Source organism: Bacillus swezeyi (genome assembly GCF_030908325.1).
Classification (GTDB): Bacteria; Bacillota; Bacilli; order Bacillales; family Bacillaceae; genus Bacillus; species Bacillus swezeyi.
This window is the reverse complement of sequence record NZ_CP133085.1, coordinates 288,195-306,844: the sequence shown is the minus strand read 5'-3', so window position 1 is coordinate 306,844 and position 18,650 is coordinate 288,195. Positions and strand designations below refer to the sequence as shown.

The window sequence follows — 18,650 nt, the reverse complement described above, 5'->3', positions numbered from 1 at the left end:
TCAAACCGCCCCCCGTTTTTTTGCTCCACGGTCGACAGCGGGAGAAAAAGACCGCCTGGTCAACATCAACAAAACAGTACAAAAAAGAACAGAAAGCACCACGGCTAAAGGAACAACCGACCAGCTATTCAAAGGATCGCCGGTTTCGAGCGGCAGACCGTTTGGATGAATGCCAATCGCGGGGCACATGACTCTGATCGGCCAGCTCCACGGGTTTACCCACCAAAAAGGGCTTGCTGCCGACATATTGCCGAAAATGACGCTGCCCAGCAGATTCAACATGACGGCAGCCGTAAACCCGCACTTTCTCGCGATGAATAAACAGAGCGGTATTTCCCATAAAGTAGTGATCCAAAGCAGCAGACTCGCGCTAACAACAGTAAAATTGACAGCTGGAAATTGAGGAATGATCAGCTGCATGACAAACATAAAGCCTAAGAAAACAACTTGAGACGCTAATGAATAGATAGCAATGACTCCTATTTTTACATACCACATCATATGCAACTGAATCGGCGACGAAAAAATCCCGTTGTAATTTGACGCTTTCTTTTCCTTTTGATGAGACAGCGCACACAGCAATGCGATCAGCACCGGCATCAAAATGATAGACCACCAATTATATGTACCCGATACAAAGTATCCGGGGTTCATGAAAAAGGCGTAGCAAATATTGATAAAAGGTACAAGAAAAATCATTTTTCTCGAAAAGGTTCTTTTAAACTTCAGATTTTCCGCTTTTACATATTGTCCGATCATCTTTCTCCACCTTCTATCCCGCGGGTTGATTTGACAACCTCCATAAAAAGGCGCTCCAGGTCGTCCCCCTTATTTATTCTCCCTTGATATCCGAGGCAGCCGCTGCTGATAATTCCTATATGGTCTGCGATCTGCTCTACTTCTGACAACATGTGGCTTGATAATATGACAGTAATCCCCTTCTCGGGAAATGATCTGATGAGTTCTCTCAACTCTTGGATGCCGATCGGGTCGAGTCCGTTTGTGGGCTCATCAAGTATTAATAATTTAGGGTGATTCAAAAGAGCAATGGCGATCCCAAGCCTTTGCTTCATCCCCATCGAAAACTGACCTGCCCTTTTTTTCCCGGCATGTTGCAGATCAACGATTTTGAGCACCTCCTTTATTCTCGCATCCGGAAGACCCAATAATGTCGCATGAACCTTAACATTTTCAAAAGCAGTTAAATTGTTGTAAAGCGGCGGGGATTCTATTAATGAACCGATGTCTTTTAAAACGGACCTCTGCCATTTCCGCCCCGCAAAAAGAATATCCCCTGAAGTCGGATTCAAAATTCCGGTTAATAGTTTTAAGGTCGTGGACTTTCCGGCTCCATTAGGCCCCAAAAGCCCGTAAATGCTGTTTTTATAGACTGTCAGTGAGACATCTGAGAGAGCTGAAGCTCTTCCAAACTTTTTCTGAAGATGATTTGTTTCCAGTAGAATCGTATCCATCGTATAACCCTCTCCCTGTTTTATTGTTTGGGCTACGATATCTTAAAACATTTTTCTCAAGATTTAATCAAAATGTATAAAACATAAAAAAACCTTCCGATTTCCCGGAAGGTTTTAGCGGCCCTGAGTCCACAGCGTATATTCATTTTAAGAAGGCATCAGCTCAAGATGATGATCTAGCTCTTCTTTTAAGACAGATTCAATATCTTTGAAACGATTCGATACGGTCGATGCGCTGACACCGTATTTTTTCGCAAGCTTTGCCTGTGATACCGATTTGTCCGATTTGGAAACCGTATTGATAAAATACTCTAAGGCAGCCGCAAATGCTTCGGTTTTTTTGATGACCGGCGCTTTTTTGGCGCAATATGACTTCCATAGTCCGACCGCCCAGGAAGCAAACGTTTCCGAATGTCCTTCATCAAGCATCCCTTTTTCAATAACAAGCGCTGTCTCTTTTTCCATGTCATTGGCCCATTCGATTTCTTGAGGAGCCTGTTCAGGCGATGGATGCTCTTCTTGTTGGCAAAGCTTCATTAAAACATGGTGAAAATCTTCTCTCATCAATTGTTCTTTCGCTCCGCCTTCTCCTGTAAACCGATCCAAAGCTTCGCTTAGCCTGCTTTTAAGAGCCTCTGCCATTTTTGCAGGATAGATCGTGAATTGCAAAAAGAATTCCGTATGGCCGCCGACCTTGATCGGAAATCCGAGCACATACTCGCCTACAAAAGGCCCTTCCCGCTTCACATTCATCTTCACGGTTACTTCTTCATTTGTAACGGCATCCTCAAAACGAATCAGAGCATCTCCGATATGTTTCACGCGCAGCAAAGCCGGGGCTAAATTTGTCCATGTTTCAACGGCTTCTTTTGTCTGCGATCTGAGAATGGATGAACCTTTTCTCTTCAGGTAGTCTTCAAAAATCGTCAACCCGCCTTCTGCGAGCGGCTGGGAAAATACCCCCCATACCCCTAAATTAAAGACGCATATTTTTTGCGCGGATTGTTCTAAATCTGATAGAAAAGAATATTGGTTGAGAAATTGATCGATCGTTTCTTTATGTTCCGTAAAAGCAAATTCCATGACATCTTTCTGTACTTGTTTCAGTTCCTGCACCGCAATAGACGGAAATTCCGCCTCCGTTTTGCCGCAGCATTTTTTATATTTCAGGCCGCTTCCGCAAGGGCAGGGCATATTTCTCTTTACTTTTCCCACGATTAAACCTCCGTATCATTTACTACAACTTATTTATTTTATCAAAACTTTGGAGAGTGGGAAATCGGTTAGTGAAAATGAGTATGATTTAGCGGAATAGTCAAATTTTATCATCCTATAAAAATACTTGTCGAAAATCAGGATTCATCCCCCATTTATAGCATCATAGAGAGGACGTTATACACATTGCAATGTACAAGGCGCACTGTTGACCGACTGTCTGATTACGGTTGGGTTGCACGTCTCGTCTGACTTGAAGTCGGTTCTCCTTTTGTGATCACAGCAGCAGTACTCGTATACATTTTGTATCCGCTGTTGATACGGTTGACAAAGCTTCAAGGCACTATTGGAAAGGCGGTTTTTAGAATTCGCATTATCTCTTCGCTACCGGTCAGCACATCATGGCGTCCGCTACATCCCTTCATGGGTGCTATCATATCAAGGCTGTTTTATCTCACAGTCGTTTTTTTAGAAAAAAAGAAACAAGCTGTTCACGTCTTCGCGGCTAAGACATACGTTATCAAAAAAACATAGATGTACAGCTGCCATCTGAAAGCATGTGCGTTTCTAGATCAGATGTGCAGCTGTACTAACAATTCTACCGCTTTAGTTTTCGGTACTCTAATAAACTAATGACCAACAGCACAATAAAGCATCCAAGCCACTGGATGGAGCTTAAACGCTCGTTTAAAAACAAGACCCCGAAGAAAATGGTGAGCACAGGGCCGGCCATTGAAATGAAAGCCCCTCGCTCCGCTCCGAGCCGCTTAATGCCTTCAAGCATGAACACAAAAGGAATGACCGTCGTGACCACCGCAATCATGATAAATAAACCGTACATTGAGGGATGGTAGGAAACCAAGTTGACCGGCTGCTCTCCCGCTGCTTGAACCCCTGTATAACCGGCCATTGCCAGGCTTGCCGCCGACATTCCGTATGCATTCATGCGAATGCCGCCGATTTGATGGACAAGTTGTCCCGATACAACCAAATAAACGGCATAAAAGATGGCCGACAGAATAATCAAAGCCGCTCCCGCCATGTTCGCTTTGACCGCTTGTGCATCCCAGCCGCCAACAGCGAAAAACAGCCCGCCGATCACAAGCAAAATCGCAATCAGATCACGAATCGGCATCATCTGTTTTTTCCACACAACGGATATAATCAATACGAAAATAGGATAGCTCATGACCAGCATCCGTTCGACAATCGCCGAGACATGATGAAGGCCGATGAAATCAAACAATGGCGACAGAAAAAAACAGAGCAGCCCCGCCATGCAGGCTTTAATGACATCCTTATGTTTCGGTTTAGCCGGCAGCTTTGAACGGTAGACCATATAAATCAGCCAAAACATGGGCGCCGCAATCAATTGCCGAAATAACAATACCGCCTCGGGTGCTGCACCTTGCTCATAAGCCCATTTGACAAAGATCGATTTTGATGCAAAACACATCGTCCCAAATACCATGAAAAATAGGCCGGCAGCCACATGAAGACTGCCCCGCAAATCTTCGCTCTGCTCAACTATGCTCTTCTCAGCTCGTTTCATTTCTTACACTCATCCTTTATTCATGAAGATGTTTTTTGATAAAATGAAGCAATGTATTTCCTTGCCCCGTCAGGATGACACCTTTTCCCGAGCATTTCGGACAAGGGAGCCGGTCTTTTTTGCCGCTTCCTTTACAATTTGGACACGTGGTTTCCAGATCATCTGTCGTGATCACCAATTCGTCCACCTCCTTTCCGATTTGAACCATATGGCCACACCGGCCACCCTTCTTCCATTGCCACCACCTCCTTAAAAAATACAAAAAACCCTCGTCACAAAAGGACGAGGGTCTCGCGGTACCACCTTTATTAATCGCATAAACGATTCGCTCACAAAAATACGGAAAGGAAATACCCTTTCGATATTTTTCTCTTGATAACGGAGAGAACATCCCGGCATCGCCTACTGCGCTTCAGCGATGCGATTCAGAAGCCCATTCGGCATCAGGGGGGTATCGGTTCACACCAGCCACCGACTCTCTAAAACCCCAGCTCTGACACGTACTTGCTCTTCTTCAATATCGTTTGACCGTACATGATTTGTAAAATATATTACTTTGAAAATGGGCATGTGTCAATCAGCGTTATATGTTCATTTTTTGAATGAACTCATCGCGTATTATGAGTTGCTTTTGCAGACTCGAATTAGTAATATAAATGTATGGAATAACCTATTTTCATAAGCCTAATTCTTCTTTGCCATGCATTTCACATAAGAAGAAACACTGTATGATCACCACATGTAAAATGTATTTCTTCTTTAAGAAATGCATAAAATAAAAAAGACCCGACTGCGCCAACAGTCGAGTCGCTGTACACAAAGCGGCCCACCAAGGGGCTTGCTCAGATAGCTCTAATGTAGACACTATCCCTTTCACTTGCTAGGGCTTAAGGGAGTGTCTATTTTTCTTTCTTAGACAACACGGCAATTAACATGCCAAAAGCAATCATTAAAGAGATTGTTTCATATGTTGTCATGATGCATCACCCCCTTTCAAATGGGGATGAGCAAGAACTCCCTTAAGTGAGCACATAGCTTTTGTGTACAAAGAATATTTTACCATAACGCTCTCAAATGCCGAGAGCGTTTTCTTACTTCAAAACAAAATGAAGGAACGAAAAAAGCCATGAATACAATACATGATTCATGGCTTTCTGTTGAAACAGCCTTATGGCTGTGTGAAAATCGCCCCCTTATGCTATAAAGGAGGCGATTTTGTCATTTTCTATAACCTTTTGAAAAAGCACCAACTATTATGATTTCTTATTCCGATCCGCAAACACCGCCATGGCGTCGCACATGAACTTCGCCAAGCCGGCGCCGTATTGATCGATGTTTTTCGTAAAGCGTTCGTCATCGACATACATTTGCCCGAGGCATTTGAAAGCTTCAAGCGAATAGTGATGGCCTGTATTGGCGTTTAAAAAATCATACCACTCTTTAATGGCCGCCTGTGCCTCTTCTGAGTCAGGCTCGCCTTTTCGGATGGCGGCGATTTTTCTGTAAATGGCGTCATATCGCTGTTCCATCGCTTTTCGCTCATCTTCAGACATGGCGGCGATATGAGCCTTCGATTTGTCGACGGCTTCATCGCCCCAGCGTTCACGCGCTTCCTCTTCATATGGGTTTTGGCTGAAATCGAAGCCTGCGAATTTTTCTTCATTTGTCATTTCAATTTCCCCTTTCGCAAATTGTATCGTTTTGTCGATTGTCTCAATCATTTGATCCAGCCGCCTGCGTTTCTCCAAAAGCATTTTCCGGTGCATCTGAAGCGCTTCATTCCGGTCAAAAGAAGGACTATCGAGAATGTTTTTAATCTTTTTTAAAGGGAAGTCGAGCTCTCTAAAGAACAAAATCTGCTGCAGCTTTTCCAGATCGTCATCTGAATAGAGCCGGTAACCGGCCTCGGTTATCTCCGCCGGAGTCAACAATCCGATTTCATCATAATGATGCAGTGTGCGCACACTGATGCCGACTAGATCAGCAACTTCCTTCACCTTCATTTTCATGAATCTGACCTCCCTTTGATATTGACTATAAAGTATCACGCAACGTGAGAGTCAATGCGAAATTTTTAATTTTTTTGTCTAAAAAAAAGCAAGCCCCCCCCCGGCCTGCTTTATACTTCATAGCTTATTTTTGCAATATGACAATCTATTTCCCACGATCAGCCATTCAGGATGGCCTTTCTTAAAAACGAATCATCCAGCCACTCCTCAATCTGTCCGGTGGAAAATCCTTTCGAAACATTCAGGTCAATGAGCGTTCCGCCGGAATAGCCGAACGAAGCGGATCTGTCGGCGATTGTGTCAGGTCCTTTTTTTAGTACATTCTTCAGCTTTTTCAACATGTTTTGAAAGCTGTTTTCCAAATCACTTTTCGGATCGGCGGCTGCTTGTATAATGTGGCCGAGCTTTTCATTTCCGCCTGTTATTTCTCCCGCTTCATTCAAACCGACGTCAGACAGAGTCTGCCCTGCCATCGTTTTTAAAAACTCATTGACATGCCATTTTTCGTAAACGGCTTTGTCTATTGGCGTTCCATTCTGTTCACCGACTAAGTCCCAATGGCTCAACAGCCTCGCTCCCAGCTGTTCTACCCCATTCAGCGCCTTTTCTATTTGCGCTCTTTTTTGATCATCAAGAGTCCCTTCAACTGTAATGTGATTTTTGCCATCGATATGAATCTGGATGCTTTCATTTTCTGCAAGGGTGATACCGTTTTCGCTGAGGGTTTCTTCGATCGTGCTGCTGAGGCGCTGTCTGTCTACATAGAGAGAATAAATGGCAGACTGTGCACCATTCATTCGCGTTTTTCCAGATTGTCCGTTTTTTTGCGCTTCTTCAGCCTCTTTGCTGATAGTCAGCGTATCTTTTTTTGCAGCGGCTTCGGTCTCAGACTTTTTTGTGTTTGACTGCTTTGAAAGTGAATCCATCAGCTTTTCTGTAAAAAGCGCAAGTTTTACCGTATCTCGAATATTCATGGGAGCTCCTTTCTATATCGGTATATTTTACCAATCGTATGTTTGGTCATATTGGTAGTTGATCTTCAACTGCGGTGATTTCCAAGTTGAACTGCTCCATGCAAGTGAGTAATACCTGGCATTCCATGTCGTTTTGACAGGCAGTCCGTTTTCCAATTTAATGTCCGGGAACAGTGTTCCTCCGGAAACGGTCGTATGCCAGACGCCTTCTTCTTTGTTTAACACTTCTCTAAAGGTGTTGCCAAGACTCGGGGAAATCGTTCCTTCTGCCGATACGCTCTTTACGACCGCTCCGTTAGGAATGGCTGAGACATTTGCCAGATTCACGACAGCAGTTGGCGAGACGGTCCCTTTTCCAGGGCTGGATATTGCTGATGGAGACAATCTGGCCGTATATGTGCCGCTTTTCATTCTGTCTATAAATTCAAGCCTGTAAAACCCCCATCCATCATATGTGCCATTTTTTGATTTGACAGCGGCGATATACTTTCCCGTTTCAGGAACATCAAAACGAATGATTTCATTTTGGGTTCCCGTTCTTTCGGAAGAATCGACGGCGGGATAGCCGTAGGTGTCTTTTAATAAAACGAGATCATAATCTGTACCTGCCGGGATATTCTTGAGGTGAACGGCAAGCTGTTCCCCTTTTGTGGCATAAAACTTATAAAAATCTTGATCTTCGGGACTATGAATCGTTGCGGAAATCGTCTTATATTTCCACAATCCGATATCATACGCGTTAGCGGCTGAATTATTTGGTTCGTACTCGTCTTCGTAAACGCTCGCTGAAGCCGAATACACCGGAACCGATAACAACAAAAGACTGAACATCAAAAAGCATAAACTTTTTTTCATTTGTCTTGCCTCCCATTCATTGATCTCCAAAAAGGAACTCCCTTTCCTTATATCGGTAATAAAATGTAAGTTTTAAGTGATATTAATAAATAATGGTAAAAATATACCCTCCGCGTGTTTGTTCCTTGATTTGGAGGATTTCAGCTAGTCTTTCCAGGGTCAACAACACTGCCGAGAAATAAAATGATGCCGGTTTTTTCATCGATCACCGCAAAATAAAACGGACGGTCGGCAGTCATCACAACATCAGGCACAGATGCTGATTCAACGATTTCGACTTTCGTTGCAGCAGCGGCTTCAGTACCGGCTTCATTCACTTTGATAAATGTGTTGTGCTTGACTTCATTTATATAAGCCTCGTCTTTTCCGGCAAATAGATTTGAAAAATCCGCCTGTTGAAAAACCGTTCGCATTCCCAACTTTTTCAGAGGCGTATTTAAAATGGCTTCTGTTTCAAAAGAAAACTTCGGCAGTTTGAGCTCCACCTGTTTCATTTTCCATCCCGCTTGCCACCTGCGCCAATTTTGATAGGTTAATCGCTTCAGAAAGGACTGGAGATTTTCCGTTTTTTCCGGAAGAAAAACGGCTAAAGACAGGCGTTCGTCTTTAAAGGGAAGCTTGACGGCTTGAAAATGCTTGTTTTGCAAATATGGAAAGCGGTTTGTCTGTGTCATCATGGGGTGTTTTTTGGCAGAGCCGGCTTCTGAATAAAACGGTTGATCAACGGTCAAATGTTGATCAAACTCTTCTTTCCAGCTTTCTTTAAAATAGACGGTGTTAATGATGTAAGCGAGAATGTCAGGGCCGACATCATCAATGATTCGATCGATGCGTCCTTTAGTCTTCTTTGATACCCAGCCGTTCACTTGATCAGCGGCCTGTTTCGGATCTTGATCAAGCTGATAAGCATTCCCAAGACCTGTGATCCTGTCTATAAAGCTCTTTTTGATCTCCCGCTTTGACCACACCGAATTGGCGGCGGACAGCTCACCGTTTGGAAGTGATTGAAAGGATTGAAGAAGAGATTTTGACGTTTTGTTGATATCTGAGATGTTCATTTGATGAAGATATAAAGTGTCTAGAATCTCGGTTCGGCTGTCTCCCTGGGCGCCGTTGGCCGTCATGGCCAAAGCCTGCTGAACACTGTACGGGGAGATCAATACATTTTCGGAAGTCCCTTCTTGTTTGATGATTTCGTGAAATAAAGCGAGAGCGAATTTCTGTTCACCTGCTGCAAAAGACTGCTCCATATTCGATGATGACCGTTGTTTAGGAGATTCCTTTGAACGGTCAAGAGTCTCCGTCTCCCTTCCACAGCCCGCCATCAGCAAAAGCAAGATAAGTGTCATCAATGTTTTCCGCTTGTAGCTCATCTTTTCCACCTCCTATTGTTGTAGTGGGTTCGAAATTGGGAAAGGTTACAAAAAGCGGAAATATAAATCGCCATATCGCGGCTGGACGATAAAAAGCCAATGCCTTTGTACAAACGGACACCGGTTTTGCAAAAGCCTAAATAGATTTAACACCGCTATTTTCGGATTTTTTGAGAATACGTGACTTAGTGGATTCCAATATCTGCAGCACAAGCACAAGAAACAACATAATGACCCCTAAAACAGTCAATAGCCAAAATGCCGTTTGAATCGGAAAACGATCCAAGCTCCCCCCCATGGCGATCGGCAGCATTGCGCCTCCGAGTCCATTGGAAGCAAGCAAAATGCTTGTCGTCTGCTCCGTTTTCCCGGGGAAAAAATGATTGGTAATGATCAAAGCGATCGCGAACATTCCTGCCATAAACAGCCCGATCAAAAAGCAAAGGGCAAACCCCGCCCAAACGCTGCCGCTGACTGCTAATGCAGCAAGTGCAGCCAAGCTGCCGATGTTAATCAGCCTGAGAAAACGATGGTAGGTGAGTTTCTCGGACACGATCCCCGTTAATGCTCGTCCAATGACCATTCCCGACCAGTAAATCGTCACCGAAATCGTTGCCAGCGAATTGGAGATCTCCCAGTTTTCAGCGAAAATCGCCGGCATAAAGTTGACAATGGATACTTCACTGCCTCCATAAAAGAAGAAATAGACAGCAGCTAAAGAAATAAACAGCAGACTTTTTTCACGATAGCTTGACCGGTGCTGGACCTTTTGATTCTGACCGCCTTCTTGATCAGCCAGCAGCCCATCCAAATGTCCGAATTTCAGTCGTTTCCAGCCGATCATAAGCATGAATGCGCTTAGCCCTAATACAAGAAAAGCCCATGTCCATAAGCCTTTGCTGATTAAAAAGCTTGATAACAAAGGCATAAAAAGCGCTCCCAATCCGTAAGCAACTTCCAGCTTGCTCATAGCTGAGGCTTGTTTATCCTTAATAATCGTCAGAATGATCGTTCCGACACAAGGTTCGACTAAACCTGCTCCAAGCCCGGCAAGACTCACAAATAAAAAAAGCAGAGGCCAAGCCGGCAAGAACGACCTTTTTTCTCCCCAGTTTTTTGACCAATAGAGGCATTCCAAGCACCCCTATTAAAAAGCCCGTAAATTGAGAAAACACCAATACTCCGCCATCACTGTAACTTTGAGAATAATGTGCCAGCAGCTCCGGCAGTATTGCTCCGAGAATAACGAGAGTAAAAGCAATCAATCCGTAAGAAAAACAACTAATCCACAACAGGCTAGTTTTCATCTTTTATCTCCTTGGGTCATTTTTAGATGGTCTAGCGATTGCAAAAAACCTCTCTTAAACAACAGATCTCTCAAAAACCAATTATTGTTAACATAACATAAAAATAGCACTCCAACACCCTATATTTCATGTTTTACAAATATTTAAGGACACCCTCAGATCAACTGGAATATTTAGATGTAAGCGAACCCCAAATTGAAAAATCAAATGAAGATAAAGTGAAAATATACGGCACCGGCATATGCGGAACCGATCTTAATGTACTGAAAGGAAAAATGTACGCTGCCCACAACATGATCATGGGCCGTGAATCTTGCGGAGTGGTCGTCGAGACCGGAAAAGACGTCAAAAATGTCAAGGTCGGTGATCGAGTCATTATTGATCCTACCCAGTTCTGCGGAAAATGCTATTATTGCAGAAAGGGGCTGACCTGTTATTGTGAGACGTTTGATGACTGGCAGTTGAAAATCGGAGCTCATCGAACTTTTGCAGAATACTATGTGGATGAAGATCGATTTATTTATCAAATACCAGATTCAATGGAGTAGGAGCGGGCCGTTTTAATTGAACCCCTATCTTGCGTTTTGAATGTGTTGGAAAAAGCCGCAATAAAACCGGATGACTCCGTATTGGTATTAGGATCGGGCCCAATCGGCCTGCTTGTTCAGATGATGGCAAAAAAATCGGCAAGGCTGACGGTTGCAACAGAGATCGGAGACTATAGAGCGGAGGCCGCGCGCCAGCTATCTGATCACGTATATCATCCTGAAGAATTAAGCCTTGAGGAAGTTTACCGAATCAATCAAGGAAGAAAATTTGACGTCATTTTTGATGCCATTGGCAATCAGCTGGAGTGGGCTTATCCATTGATTGAAAAAGGCGGAAGACTTGTTCCCATGGGTTTTGATGACACATATGAAATGAAGGTCAAACCTTTTCAGCCGCTCTCAAATGGCGTAACCATTGTGGGAACCGGAGAGGCAAGACAGATCATGGAAGCGGCTTTAGCCTGCGCCTCAGACCTTCCTCAGCTCTCAACGCTGATCACAGAAAAGGTAAAGGTGGAGAATTTTGAAGAGGCCATTCACAACCTGATGGGCATTGACCCGGCAACAAAAGAGAAAAAGGAAATTACATCCATTAAGACGATCCTTGTGACAGATCCAGAGATGATGTAGTCATAAAAAACCGGCTCAGTTCCCTTGTTCCTGAGCCGGTTTTTTACTTTGGCAGACTACCGCTTATTCGATCCCCTCTGGCAGCCGCTTCAGCAGCCGTAGTTCAGCTCCCGCTTTTCTCACTGCTGCCCTTTTACAGCCAGCTCCCGCAAATCTTTTTTGACAATTTTGCCGAGCCTGTTTTTCGGAAGATTTTCCGCAAATACGATTTCAGGAATTTTATAGTCTGACAGGCGTTCTTTACAATATGATATGATGTCTTCCTCACACAGATTTGAGTTTTCATTTTTTACGACATATGCTCTTGGAACTTCTCCGTACATCTCATCAGGAACGCCGATAACGGCTGATTCCACGACGCCAGGCACTTGGTCGATAATTTCTTCCACCTGGTCAGGGTATATATTATCCCCGCCATATACAATCACATCTTTATAGCGTCCGGTAATATATAAAAATCCGTTTTCATCAAGTCTGCCCGAATCTCCCATATAAAACCAGCCGTCCTTCAGCACCTTTTGCGTAGCAGACGGGTTTTGATAATATCCTTCGAAAACATAAGGGCTTTTGATGACGATTTCACCGACTTCACCTCTTGGAAGCTCTTCATGTGTGTCCGGATCTTCGATTTTCACACTGACATTCGGAATCGGTTTACCGGCCGAATTGGCTTTATCCCAGCCCATGTCAGGCCGCCACACACTGACCGTCCATGCCTCTGTACTTCCATAACCTTGCACCATTTGGATTCCGCAGTCATTGTAATCCTTGATCAAACGCACCGGCACCTTTGTTCCGCCTGAAACAAACATCTTAACGGATGACAGGTCAAATTGGTGCCTTTTCATTTCCTCAAGCATATAAGTGTAAACAGAAGGAAACGCCATCATCATTTGAATCCGTTTTTTCTCGATCTCCTGCAGTATCTCATACGGTTCCGGGTCCCATAAGAAATAAAGCGCAATTCCTTCAAAAGCCGCCTGGAATACATGATTGAGCGAACTCATGTGATACAGCGGGTGACTTGCTAAAAAGCGGGTTCCTTTCAGCCGCTTCGCTTTGACATTCACCTCTGTCAAATAAGCTGTCAGACTGCCGTGGTTCACCATGCAGCCCTTCGGATTCCCGGTCGTGCCGGAGGTAAACAGCATTAAAGCCAAATCATGTTCTGTCACCTGCTCAGCCTTGACCTGCAATGGCCGATCCGTAAAAAGGCTTTCAAACTGTTCGGTCGTATTCATTCCTGCGCCCGCTTCGATCATCAGGCAGAACTGAAACTGCTTGCGAAGCGGTGACAATATATCGGCAAACTCCATGTCGTAAAACATGACCTTCGGCTGGCAGTTATTCAAGATTCCCTTTAACTCATAAGATGTCAGCTGCCAGCTTAAAGGAACGACCGTCGCGCCGATTTTTAATGATGCCAGCAATATGACGGGAAAGTGGTGGTTATTTTTACATAAAACCGCAATGTGATCTCCCTTTTGAACACCTTCCTCCAGCAGATAATGAGCCAGTTGGCTGATCCGTTGATGGTATTCCTTAAACGTAAATGTTCGGTTTCCCCCGGACAATGCTTCTAACTCATCTGAGTTTTCCATATGATCATTGATTAGTTGCTGAAGTGTACCCAAAATTTTCATCTCCAAATTTTCTTTGTTTCTCACAAAATCTGGTTAGATTATGTGACGCACAAATTCATTCTAAAACAAAAAATATCCATTGTAAAACAATTTCATTATGGAATTGTTACGTTTGTGAATTAATAACAAAAGTAATTAATTTGGATGATTCACAAATAGCTAAAACATTTTTTCAATGCCTTGACTTATGATAAAATTGACCTATGTTTGATTAGATCAGTGGATTGATTCTGATCCCCTTTTACACGATGCCGGAAATGAGGAAACCTTCATGAAGCACCATCGGATTGAAGCCCATCTATTGGATCATGCCTTGACGAAATATTTGCGTTCTTCAAAAAAACTAGACGAAGAAACGCTCCCCAAAAACGTCACAAGCGTTAAAGGGTTTATTTTGCGTATCATTTACAGACACGAAACATGTACGGTAAAGACCATTTTGCAGGAGGTATCGCTTTCTCCCTCAGCGACAACGACTGCTCTGAACCATTTGGAAAAAGAAGGGCTTGTCATCAGATCAAGGAATAATGAAGACCGCCGCACCGTCTGGCTTGAACTTTCACAAGAGGGAAAACGGATCGCCGCGCAAATGGTGGAAAACCGTCAAGCATTGATTGACAGAATGTTCGACAAACTGCCAAAAGACGAAAAAGCGGCTTTTTTTGCGTTGGTAGAAAAGGTTTTTCTGTCATAAAAAACGGCTATCGAATAGATCGATAGCCTCAACTCATTATCAACCTCTTCCCTATTTTACCCCTAGCGCCTCATGCGCCATCTCCAGGTGCTCTTTTTGTTTTGTCTGAAGAGCAAACATGCCGATTTCAATACCGTAGGCGGCTTGCATTTCAGCAATGTGCTCTTTCATCCGCGGCCAGACGCGGCCGCCTTCCTCCTCATAATGAGCGATCAGCCGGGCCGTCTCCTCTTCTCCCAAAATTGTCTGATAAAGGAGGAAATCTTTCGCCGGATCGGCGACTTTTGCTTCCGTCCAATCCAACAGGCCTGTGATTTGATCATTTGCGTCAATCAGAATATGGGGCGGATGCAGATCTCCGTGAATAAACGCGGTATACCAAGGCCAATACGAGTCGTCAGACAGCCATTTCTGCCATCTCTCCCAGAGAACGTCACTGACACCAAGCTCTTCTTTGATCCGCTCCATCTGCTCCGCTTTTGTTTGCCGTACGTCATGCGGATTCATCACTTGTATCCCCGCTTCAGCCGCGGTCTGATGATTGATTCCATGCAAAGCTGAGAGCGTTTTGGCTAACGATCTGACAAACGCTTCAGACGGCGGCTGATGATTCATATTCCATACATAATTTTTAATCTCCATATCAATGACTGCGGCCGGAACTCCGACAAGCTTCGGATACGCAATCAATTCCGGTGTATGGATGCGCCAATCCGGCACGTCAACAGGGAGGTGGTGCTGAAGTAGCTTCAGCACCCTGCTTTCAGCCGCGGCCCTTTCAATCACATCTTCGCGCCTCGGCTTCCTCAGCACCCATCTCATCCCAGATGCATCATCGGCAAAAACGACTTGAAAATCCATGCCCGACTCATTCATCTGTGCATTTTCCCTATTTAGCTGAAGTCCGTGTTTCTCCGCCAATTTCAACATATTTTCAATTTGCTCATGTACGTTTGTCATCTATGATTTCCCCTTTACTGATTTTCTCCATCAAAAAACACAGGTCATCTGCCTGTGCTGTCAGTAAACGGAAAAAAGATATGAAAAATAAACTGAAGGTTATTCTTCAGCAAGAGCGGTTTTCCATTTTTAAAGAAAAAAAAGAGGCGCAGGAATCCGCGCCTCCCCCTCTTTTATTGTATAAGGGTTCCCTAAAAATAGGCAGACCAATCCCGATTACCCTGCATACAGGCAGAGACTTTGTTCACTATTTAGTTAGCGAGGACAAAGTTCAATCGGAATCTAATGTATCCCATTTTAGGAAATCCCTCCGTTCTTTATCATTAGATTTATTTTAACAGGTTTTCTGATGACTCACAACGAAAAATTCAAGTATCATGTAAATCATCCTGATAAAGGAAGTGCACTTATGAAAGCAGAAAAAAGGGCATTAAAATTCAGCCTTCAGGAATTCCCGCACATCTAGCGGCGGTCAGCCTGAACGAAGCCATCAGCGATGAAAAGTGCTTTTATGCAGGTTCCGCCAAAGACACCGCTCTTCATATCAATCGTTTGAAAAACTCGAATGAAACAAAAAAGTCATCTGGATCGCCGCCCCAGCTTTCATTTCTAACATCATGAACACCTCATTCATCTAAAATAGTGAATGTACATTCCTAAGTTTATTTTCGATCCTAAAACCGTCATTTCATTTTCGAGAAAAGCAAAAAGTGAAATAGACAAAAGGCACCCCACATGTGCGGATGCCTTTTTCCAATAAAAGTGTCCAACTTTCTCTAATCCTTATTCCGAATCCGCTCAATCACTTCATGCAGCCCTTCAGGCTTATAAAACTCCACCGGAGAACTGCCTTTCTCAAACGAAATCGTCTCCGCTTCAATCAGCGCCACATAGCGGCCGTTCACTTTTGCGAGGTGGATCGAGTCCCCGAAGTCGGCAAGCAATCCTTTAATCTCGGTTTCTCCGAGCTTCATTTTCAGCTCTGCCTCGGGAACATGCTCGACGATCTGGGCGGCGGCTTCGACCACCTGATGCGTATCAAGGCGTTCCTGAATCTCCCGCTTTTCGCTCGCTTCCCAGATTTCGAGGTCGTGTTCAAACTGCTGGCGCTCTTCGCTGCTGTCCTCATATGTTTCATACACATGTTCCTGCACCATGTTCATCACTTGCGATTTCATGATTTCCGGCATCGACTCGCCGTACTCGACGAACTTTAAGAAATCTTCAAAGTAGCGCGCGTGTGAGGCCTGGTGGATTTTCACTTCGCTTTCCTCTGTCATCCCCTCTTCAGGCATGTGCGGATACTGAATCGATTTCATGTTTTTTGTCGTGATCGCCATTTCGACCTTGCGGATCAGCGAGGATTCATCGGCGATCGAAGCGACCTTCGGTTCAAAGTCGCACTTCATGACAAAGACAAATGTATCATCGAAGTATTTGCGCGGTACGGCTGTCGCCACTAAAAAAACGCCTCCCCTGACGGCGCTCGTGTCGAGGTATGTGCGGACGAACTGTTCGCTCAGTTCATTGAATTCTTCCTTTGTCTCTGCCAGTTTTGTTTTGTGAAACAGATTGTAGTTCGGATTAGAATCAAGCTCATGCCCCGGCTCTGTGATGAAGCGGCCGATTTTCGTCGGCACCTGCTCTGACTTTGGATGGCGCTCGGCTTTCCGCTTGACGATTTTTTTCAATTCCCCGTCTAAGAAATCCTTCAGCTCACTGTTTTCAAATTCCTCTGTATCCAGCGTCTGAAAATGTTTATATTGCTTGTTGGCCTGCTCATCCTTGCCATCGACCTGGATGACGTAAAAAGAAATATAGCGAATTTCAAATTCCATGACATGTTCACCCGTTTTCTTGTTGTTTCAGTTCTTCAAGTATAGGTAAATGCCGGTATTCCGTCAATTTGTCAGTTATGGCACTTCATATGTTTTGAGCGATCATATTATTTTCTTCACTTTGAAGCACCTTCGCTAAATGGCCGGATTTTACGGTTGAACAAATAGCCGATATTATAACACATCTTCCCGATCAATTTTTCGAATAGACCAAAACGCGATGACAATCCCTACTACAGCCAATGAAATCGGGATATAAATAATAGAAGCAAGCGAAAATCCAGGACTTTGCTGACTGATCAGCGTAATCAAAATGCAGGATGACACAATGGTGGCAGGAACTGATTGTTTGCGCATTCCAAAGTATAATGGAATAAAACTCAATCCTGTGGAGGAAGCAGCATAAATCAGCATACTGCCAATCTCATTTCCTATGGCTTGCATCGTCAGCTTTTCCGGGCTGAATTGATAAAAATCATTGAGCTGCGAGAAAATATATGCAAGAACCAGTTCGGACACAATGATTGTAAAAAAGGTTATTCCGCCAGTGAGTAAAAGTTTTGCAGCCATCAGTTTTTTTCGGCTGACTGGATATGTAAACATAACCGTGATGGTTCTATTTTTATACTCTCCGATGACCAGTTTGGCAATCAACACGCCTGCAAAAACAATAAACACAGACCTCACAAAAACCCCTATAAGCAGCAGCGTGGATGCCGCATCAGCCATCGACATTTTTACTTGAGGGAGGCTTTTTTCCTCTGACCCGATCAAGCACAACAAACCGAGAATACATAGATTTGCAATCACTGCACCTTTGTAATACCACCCTAATTTTGTTTTTTGAAACTCCAATTTAATCAAATTCAGCATTGAACTTCAACTCCGTTAAAATACATCTATTTTTTCGATTCGCCTAACAGCCATAAAGGAAAAAGCCAGACCGACAGCGGCCAGAGATAAGGGAATATAAACAATTGAAGAAATAGAATAGCCTGGGCTTGTGGAACTGATCAGCATGCTGATCACGACAGACGAAATGATAGTTGCCGCAGTGGAATGCTTTCGCATCCCGAAAAAGATGGGTACTAAACTGGTTCCTGCGGCGCCGAAAGCAAAAACTATCATTTTTAGAGCCTGCTGAGAAACCATATCAGCTGTTAATTCACCGGGTATGAGATCATAGATTGAGTTCAGCAGAAAAAAAGCAGCTGCAACGCATGCATTTGATATCAATATCGTGAAGAAGGTCAGCCCGCCTGCGATCAGCAGTTTAGCAGCCAGCAGCTTTTTTCGGTTGATCGGGTACGTAAACATCACAAGTATTGTCTTGTTTTTAAACTCTGAAATCACTAATTTTGAGATCAGCACAGCGCCGAAAATGATAAAAACTGCTCTGACGAAAGTGCCGATCACAAGAAATGTTTCATTAATAGTTTGGAACGTATCCTTGCCTTCTGTGTAGGTAACCATCCACAGAAAACCGAGAATGATTAAATTGGCAAAAATGGCTCCGCGTACATACCAGCCCAGCTTCTGCTTTTTCATTTCGATTCTAATCAAATTCAGCAAATTTCCCC

General features: G+C 43.9%; 16 protein-coding genes, 2 pseudogenes and 1 other annotated feature. Of the genes and pseudogenes, 2 read left to right on the top strand and 16 right to left on the bottom strand.

Annotated features, from left to right (window positions below; all coding sequences use genetic code 11):
* The 11 genes and pseudogenes from RBH91_RS01710 to RBH91_RS01660 form a co-directional block, all read right to left on the bottom strand.
* The gene (locus RBH91_RS01710) at positions 1-759 is read right to left on the bottom strand and encodes a lantibiotic immunity ABC transporter MutE/EpiE family permease subunit (RefSeq protein WP_307893242.1); all 759 of its coding nucleotides are present in this window, start codon (positions 757-759) and stop codon (positions 1-3) included.
* Positions 756-1,472, bottom strand: coding sequence for a lantibiotic protection ABC transporter ATP-binding protein (locus tag RBH91_RS01705; protein WP_307893241.1), 717 nt, complete (start codon positions 1,470-1,472; stop codon positions 756-758). The genes RBH91_RS01710 and RBH91_RS01705 overlap by 4 nt, the downstream gene beginning before the upstream one ends.
* A 147-nt stretch (positions 1,473-1,619) precedes the next feature.
* Positions 1,620-2,687: a YecA family protein gene (locus tag RBH91_RS01700; RefSeq protein ID WP_307893239.1), complete on the bottom strand. Its 1,068-nt coding sequence runs from the start codon at positions 2,685-2,687 to the stop codon at positions 1,620-1,622.
* Between the two features lie 598 nt (positions 2,688-3,285).
* Complete coding sequence (locus RBH91_RS01695; RefSeq protein ID WP_076758014.1) at positions 3,286-4,239, bottom strand: DMT family transporter; 954 nt, start codon at positions 4,237-4,239, stop codon at positions 3,286-3,288.
* Positions 4,240-4,255: 16 nt separating this feature from the next.
* Positions 4,256-4,417 carry an anti-TRAP protein gene (locus RBH91_RS01690; RefSeq protein ID WP_307894617.1) on the bottom strand — a complete coding sequence of 54 codons (162 nt, stop codon included), beginning with the start codon at positions 4,415-4,417 and terminating at the stop codon, positions 4,256-4,258.
* Positions 4,418-4,514: 97 nt separating this feature from the next.
* Positions 4,515-4,766: a binding site (T-box leader), on the bottom strand.
* 372 nt (positions 4,767-5,138) lie between these two features.
* On the bottom strand, positions 5,139-5,216 hold the full coding sequence (locus RBH91_RS01685; protein ID WP_125921372.1) for a putative holin-like toxin: 78 nt from the start codon (positions 5,214-5,216) through the stop codon (positions 5,139-5,141).
* 276 nt (positions 5,217-5,492) lie between these two features.
* The gene (locus RBH91_RS01680; protein ID WP_307893237.1) at positions 5,493-6,248 is read right to left on the bottom strand and encodes a MerR family transcriptional regulator; all 756 of its coding nucleotides are present in this window, start codon (positions 6,246-6,248) and stop codon (positions 5,493-5,495) included.
* 158 nt (positions 6,249-6,406) lie between these two features.
* Positions 6,407-7,222, bottom strand: coding sequence for a DUF4885 family protein (locus tag RBH91_RS01675; protein ID WP_307893236.1), 816 nt, complete (start codon positions 7,220-7,222; stop codon positions 6,407-6,409).
* A 27-nt stretch (positions 7,223-7,249) separates the two neighbouring features.
* Complete coding sequence (locus RBH91_RS01670; RefSeq protein ID WP_307893235.1) at positions 7,250-8,077, bottom strand: PPC domain-containing protein; 828 nt, start codon at positions 8,075-8,077, stop codon at positions 7,250-7,252.
* Positions 8,078-8,217: 140 nt separating this feature from the next.
* Complete coding sequence (locus tag RBH91_RS01665) at positions 8,218-9,450, bottom strand: serpin family protein (protein ID WP_307893234.1); 1,233 nt, start codon at positions 9,448-9,450, stop codon at positions 8,218-8,220.
* A 136-nt stretch (positions 9,451-9,586) separates the two neighbouring features.
* Positions 9,587-10,757: pseudogene (locus RBH91_RS01660) on the bottom strand (MFS transporter).
* A gap of 128 nt (positions 10,758-10,885) precedes the next feature.
* Between RBH91_RS01660 and RBH91_RS01655 the strand changes: the two are divergent.
* A pseudogene (locus RBH91_RS01655) lies at positions 10,886-11,935 on the top strand (zinc-dependent alcohol dehydrogenase).
* 119 nt (positions 11,936-12,054) lie between these two features.
* Here RBH91_RS01655 and RBH91_RS01650 read toward each other — a convergent pair.
* Entirely contained in the window at positions 12,055-13,569 is a 1,515-nt protein-coding gene (locus RBH91_RS01650) for a class I adenylate-forming enzyme family protein (RefSeq protein WP_307893233.1), read from the bottom strand.
* Between the two features lie 280 nt (positions 13,570-13,849).
* On the opposite strand from RBH91_RS01650, the gene RBH91_RS01645 reads away from it, so the two are divergent.
* Positions 13,850-14,272 (top strand): MarR family transcriptional regulator, encoded by a 423-nt coding sequence (locus RBH91_RS01645; protein ID WP_307893232.1) that lies wholly within the window; start codon positions 13,850-13,852, stop codon positions 14,270-14,272.
* 51 nt (positions 14,273-14,323) lie between these two features.
* Here RBH91_RS01645 and RBH91_RS01640 read toward each other — a convergent pair whose 3' ends face one another.
* The 4 genes from RBH91_RS01640 to RBH91_RS01625 form a co-directional block, all read right to left on the bottom strand.
* Entirely contained in the window at positions 14,324-15,232 is a 909-nt protein-coding gene (locus RBH91_RS01640) for a macrolide 2'-phosphotransferase (RefSeq protein ID WP_307893230.1), read from the bottom strand.
* 776 nt (positions 15,233-16,008) lie between these two features.
* On the bottom strand, positions 16,009-17,070 hold the full coding sequence (locus RBH91_RS01635) for a DUF3900 domain-containing protein (RefSeq protein WP_307893229.1): 1,062 nt from the start codon (positions 17,068-17,070) through the stop codon (positions 16,009-16,011).
* A 174-nt stretch (positions 17,071-17,244) separates the two neighbouring features.
* Positions 17,245-17,943 (bottom strand): ABC transporter permease, encoded by a 699-nt coding sequence (locus tag RBH91_RS01630; protein WP_307893228.1) that lies wholly within the window; start codon positions 17,941-17,943, stop codon positions 17,245-17,247.
* Between the two features lie 15 nt (positions 17,944-17,958).
* Positions 17,959-18,642 (bottom strand): ABC transporter permease, encoded by a 684-nt coding sequence (locus RBH91_RS01625; protein ID WP_404802461.1) that lies wholly within the window; start codon positions 18,640-18,642, stop codon positions 17,959-17,961.
* Positions 18,643-18,650 lie beyond the last annotated feature (8 nt).

Coding starts and splice junctions, on each gene's coding strand:
- RBH91_RS01710 (WP_307893242.1), bottom strand. CDS start 759: ATGATCGGACAATATGTAAAAGCGGAAAATCTGAAGTTTAAAAGAACC.
- RBH91_RS01630 (WP_307893228.1), bottom strand. CDS start 17,943: ATGCTGAATTTGATTAAATTGGAGTTTCAAAAAACAAAATTAGGGTGG.
- RBH91_RS01685 (WP_125921372.1), bottom strand. CDS start 5,216: ATGACAACATATGAAACAATCTCTTTAATGATTGCTTTTGGCATGTTA.
- RBH91_RS01695 (WP_076758014.1), bottom strand. CDS start 4,239: ATGAAACGAGCTGAGAAGAGCATAGTTGAGCAGAGCGAAGATTTGCGG.
- RBH91_RS01640 (WP_307893230.1), bottom strand. CDS start 15,232: ATGACAAACGTACATGAGCAAATTGAAAATATGTTGAAATTGGCGGAG.
- RBH91_RS01665 (WP_307893234.1), bottom strand. CDS start 9,450: ATGAGCTACAAGCGGAAAACATTGATGACACTTATCTTGCTTTTGCTG.
- RBH91_RS01680 (WP_307893237.1), bottom strand. CDS start 6,248: ATGAAAATGAAGGTGAAGGAAGTTGCTGATCTAGTCGGCATCAGTGTG.
- RBH91_RS01675 (WP_307893236.1), bottom strand. CDS start 7,222: ATGAATATTCGAGATACGGTAAAACTTGCGCTTTTTACAGAAAAGCTG.
- RBH91_RS01670 (WP_307893235.1), bottom strand. CDS start 8,077: ATGAAAAAAAGTTTATGCTTTTTGATGTTCAGTCTTTTGTTGTTATCG.
- RBH91_RS01705 (WP_307893241.1), bottom strand. CDS start 1,472: ATGGATACGATTCTACTGGAAACAAATCATCTTCAGAAAAAGTTTGGA.
- RBH91_RS01635 (WP_307893229.1), bottom strand. CDS start 17,070: ATGGAATTTGAAATTCGCTATATTTCTTTTTACGTCATCCAGGTCGAT.
- RBH91_RS01645 (WP_307893232.1), top strand. CDS start 13,850: ATGAAGCACCATCGGATTGAAGCCCATCTATTGGATCATGCCTTGACG.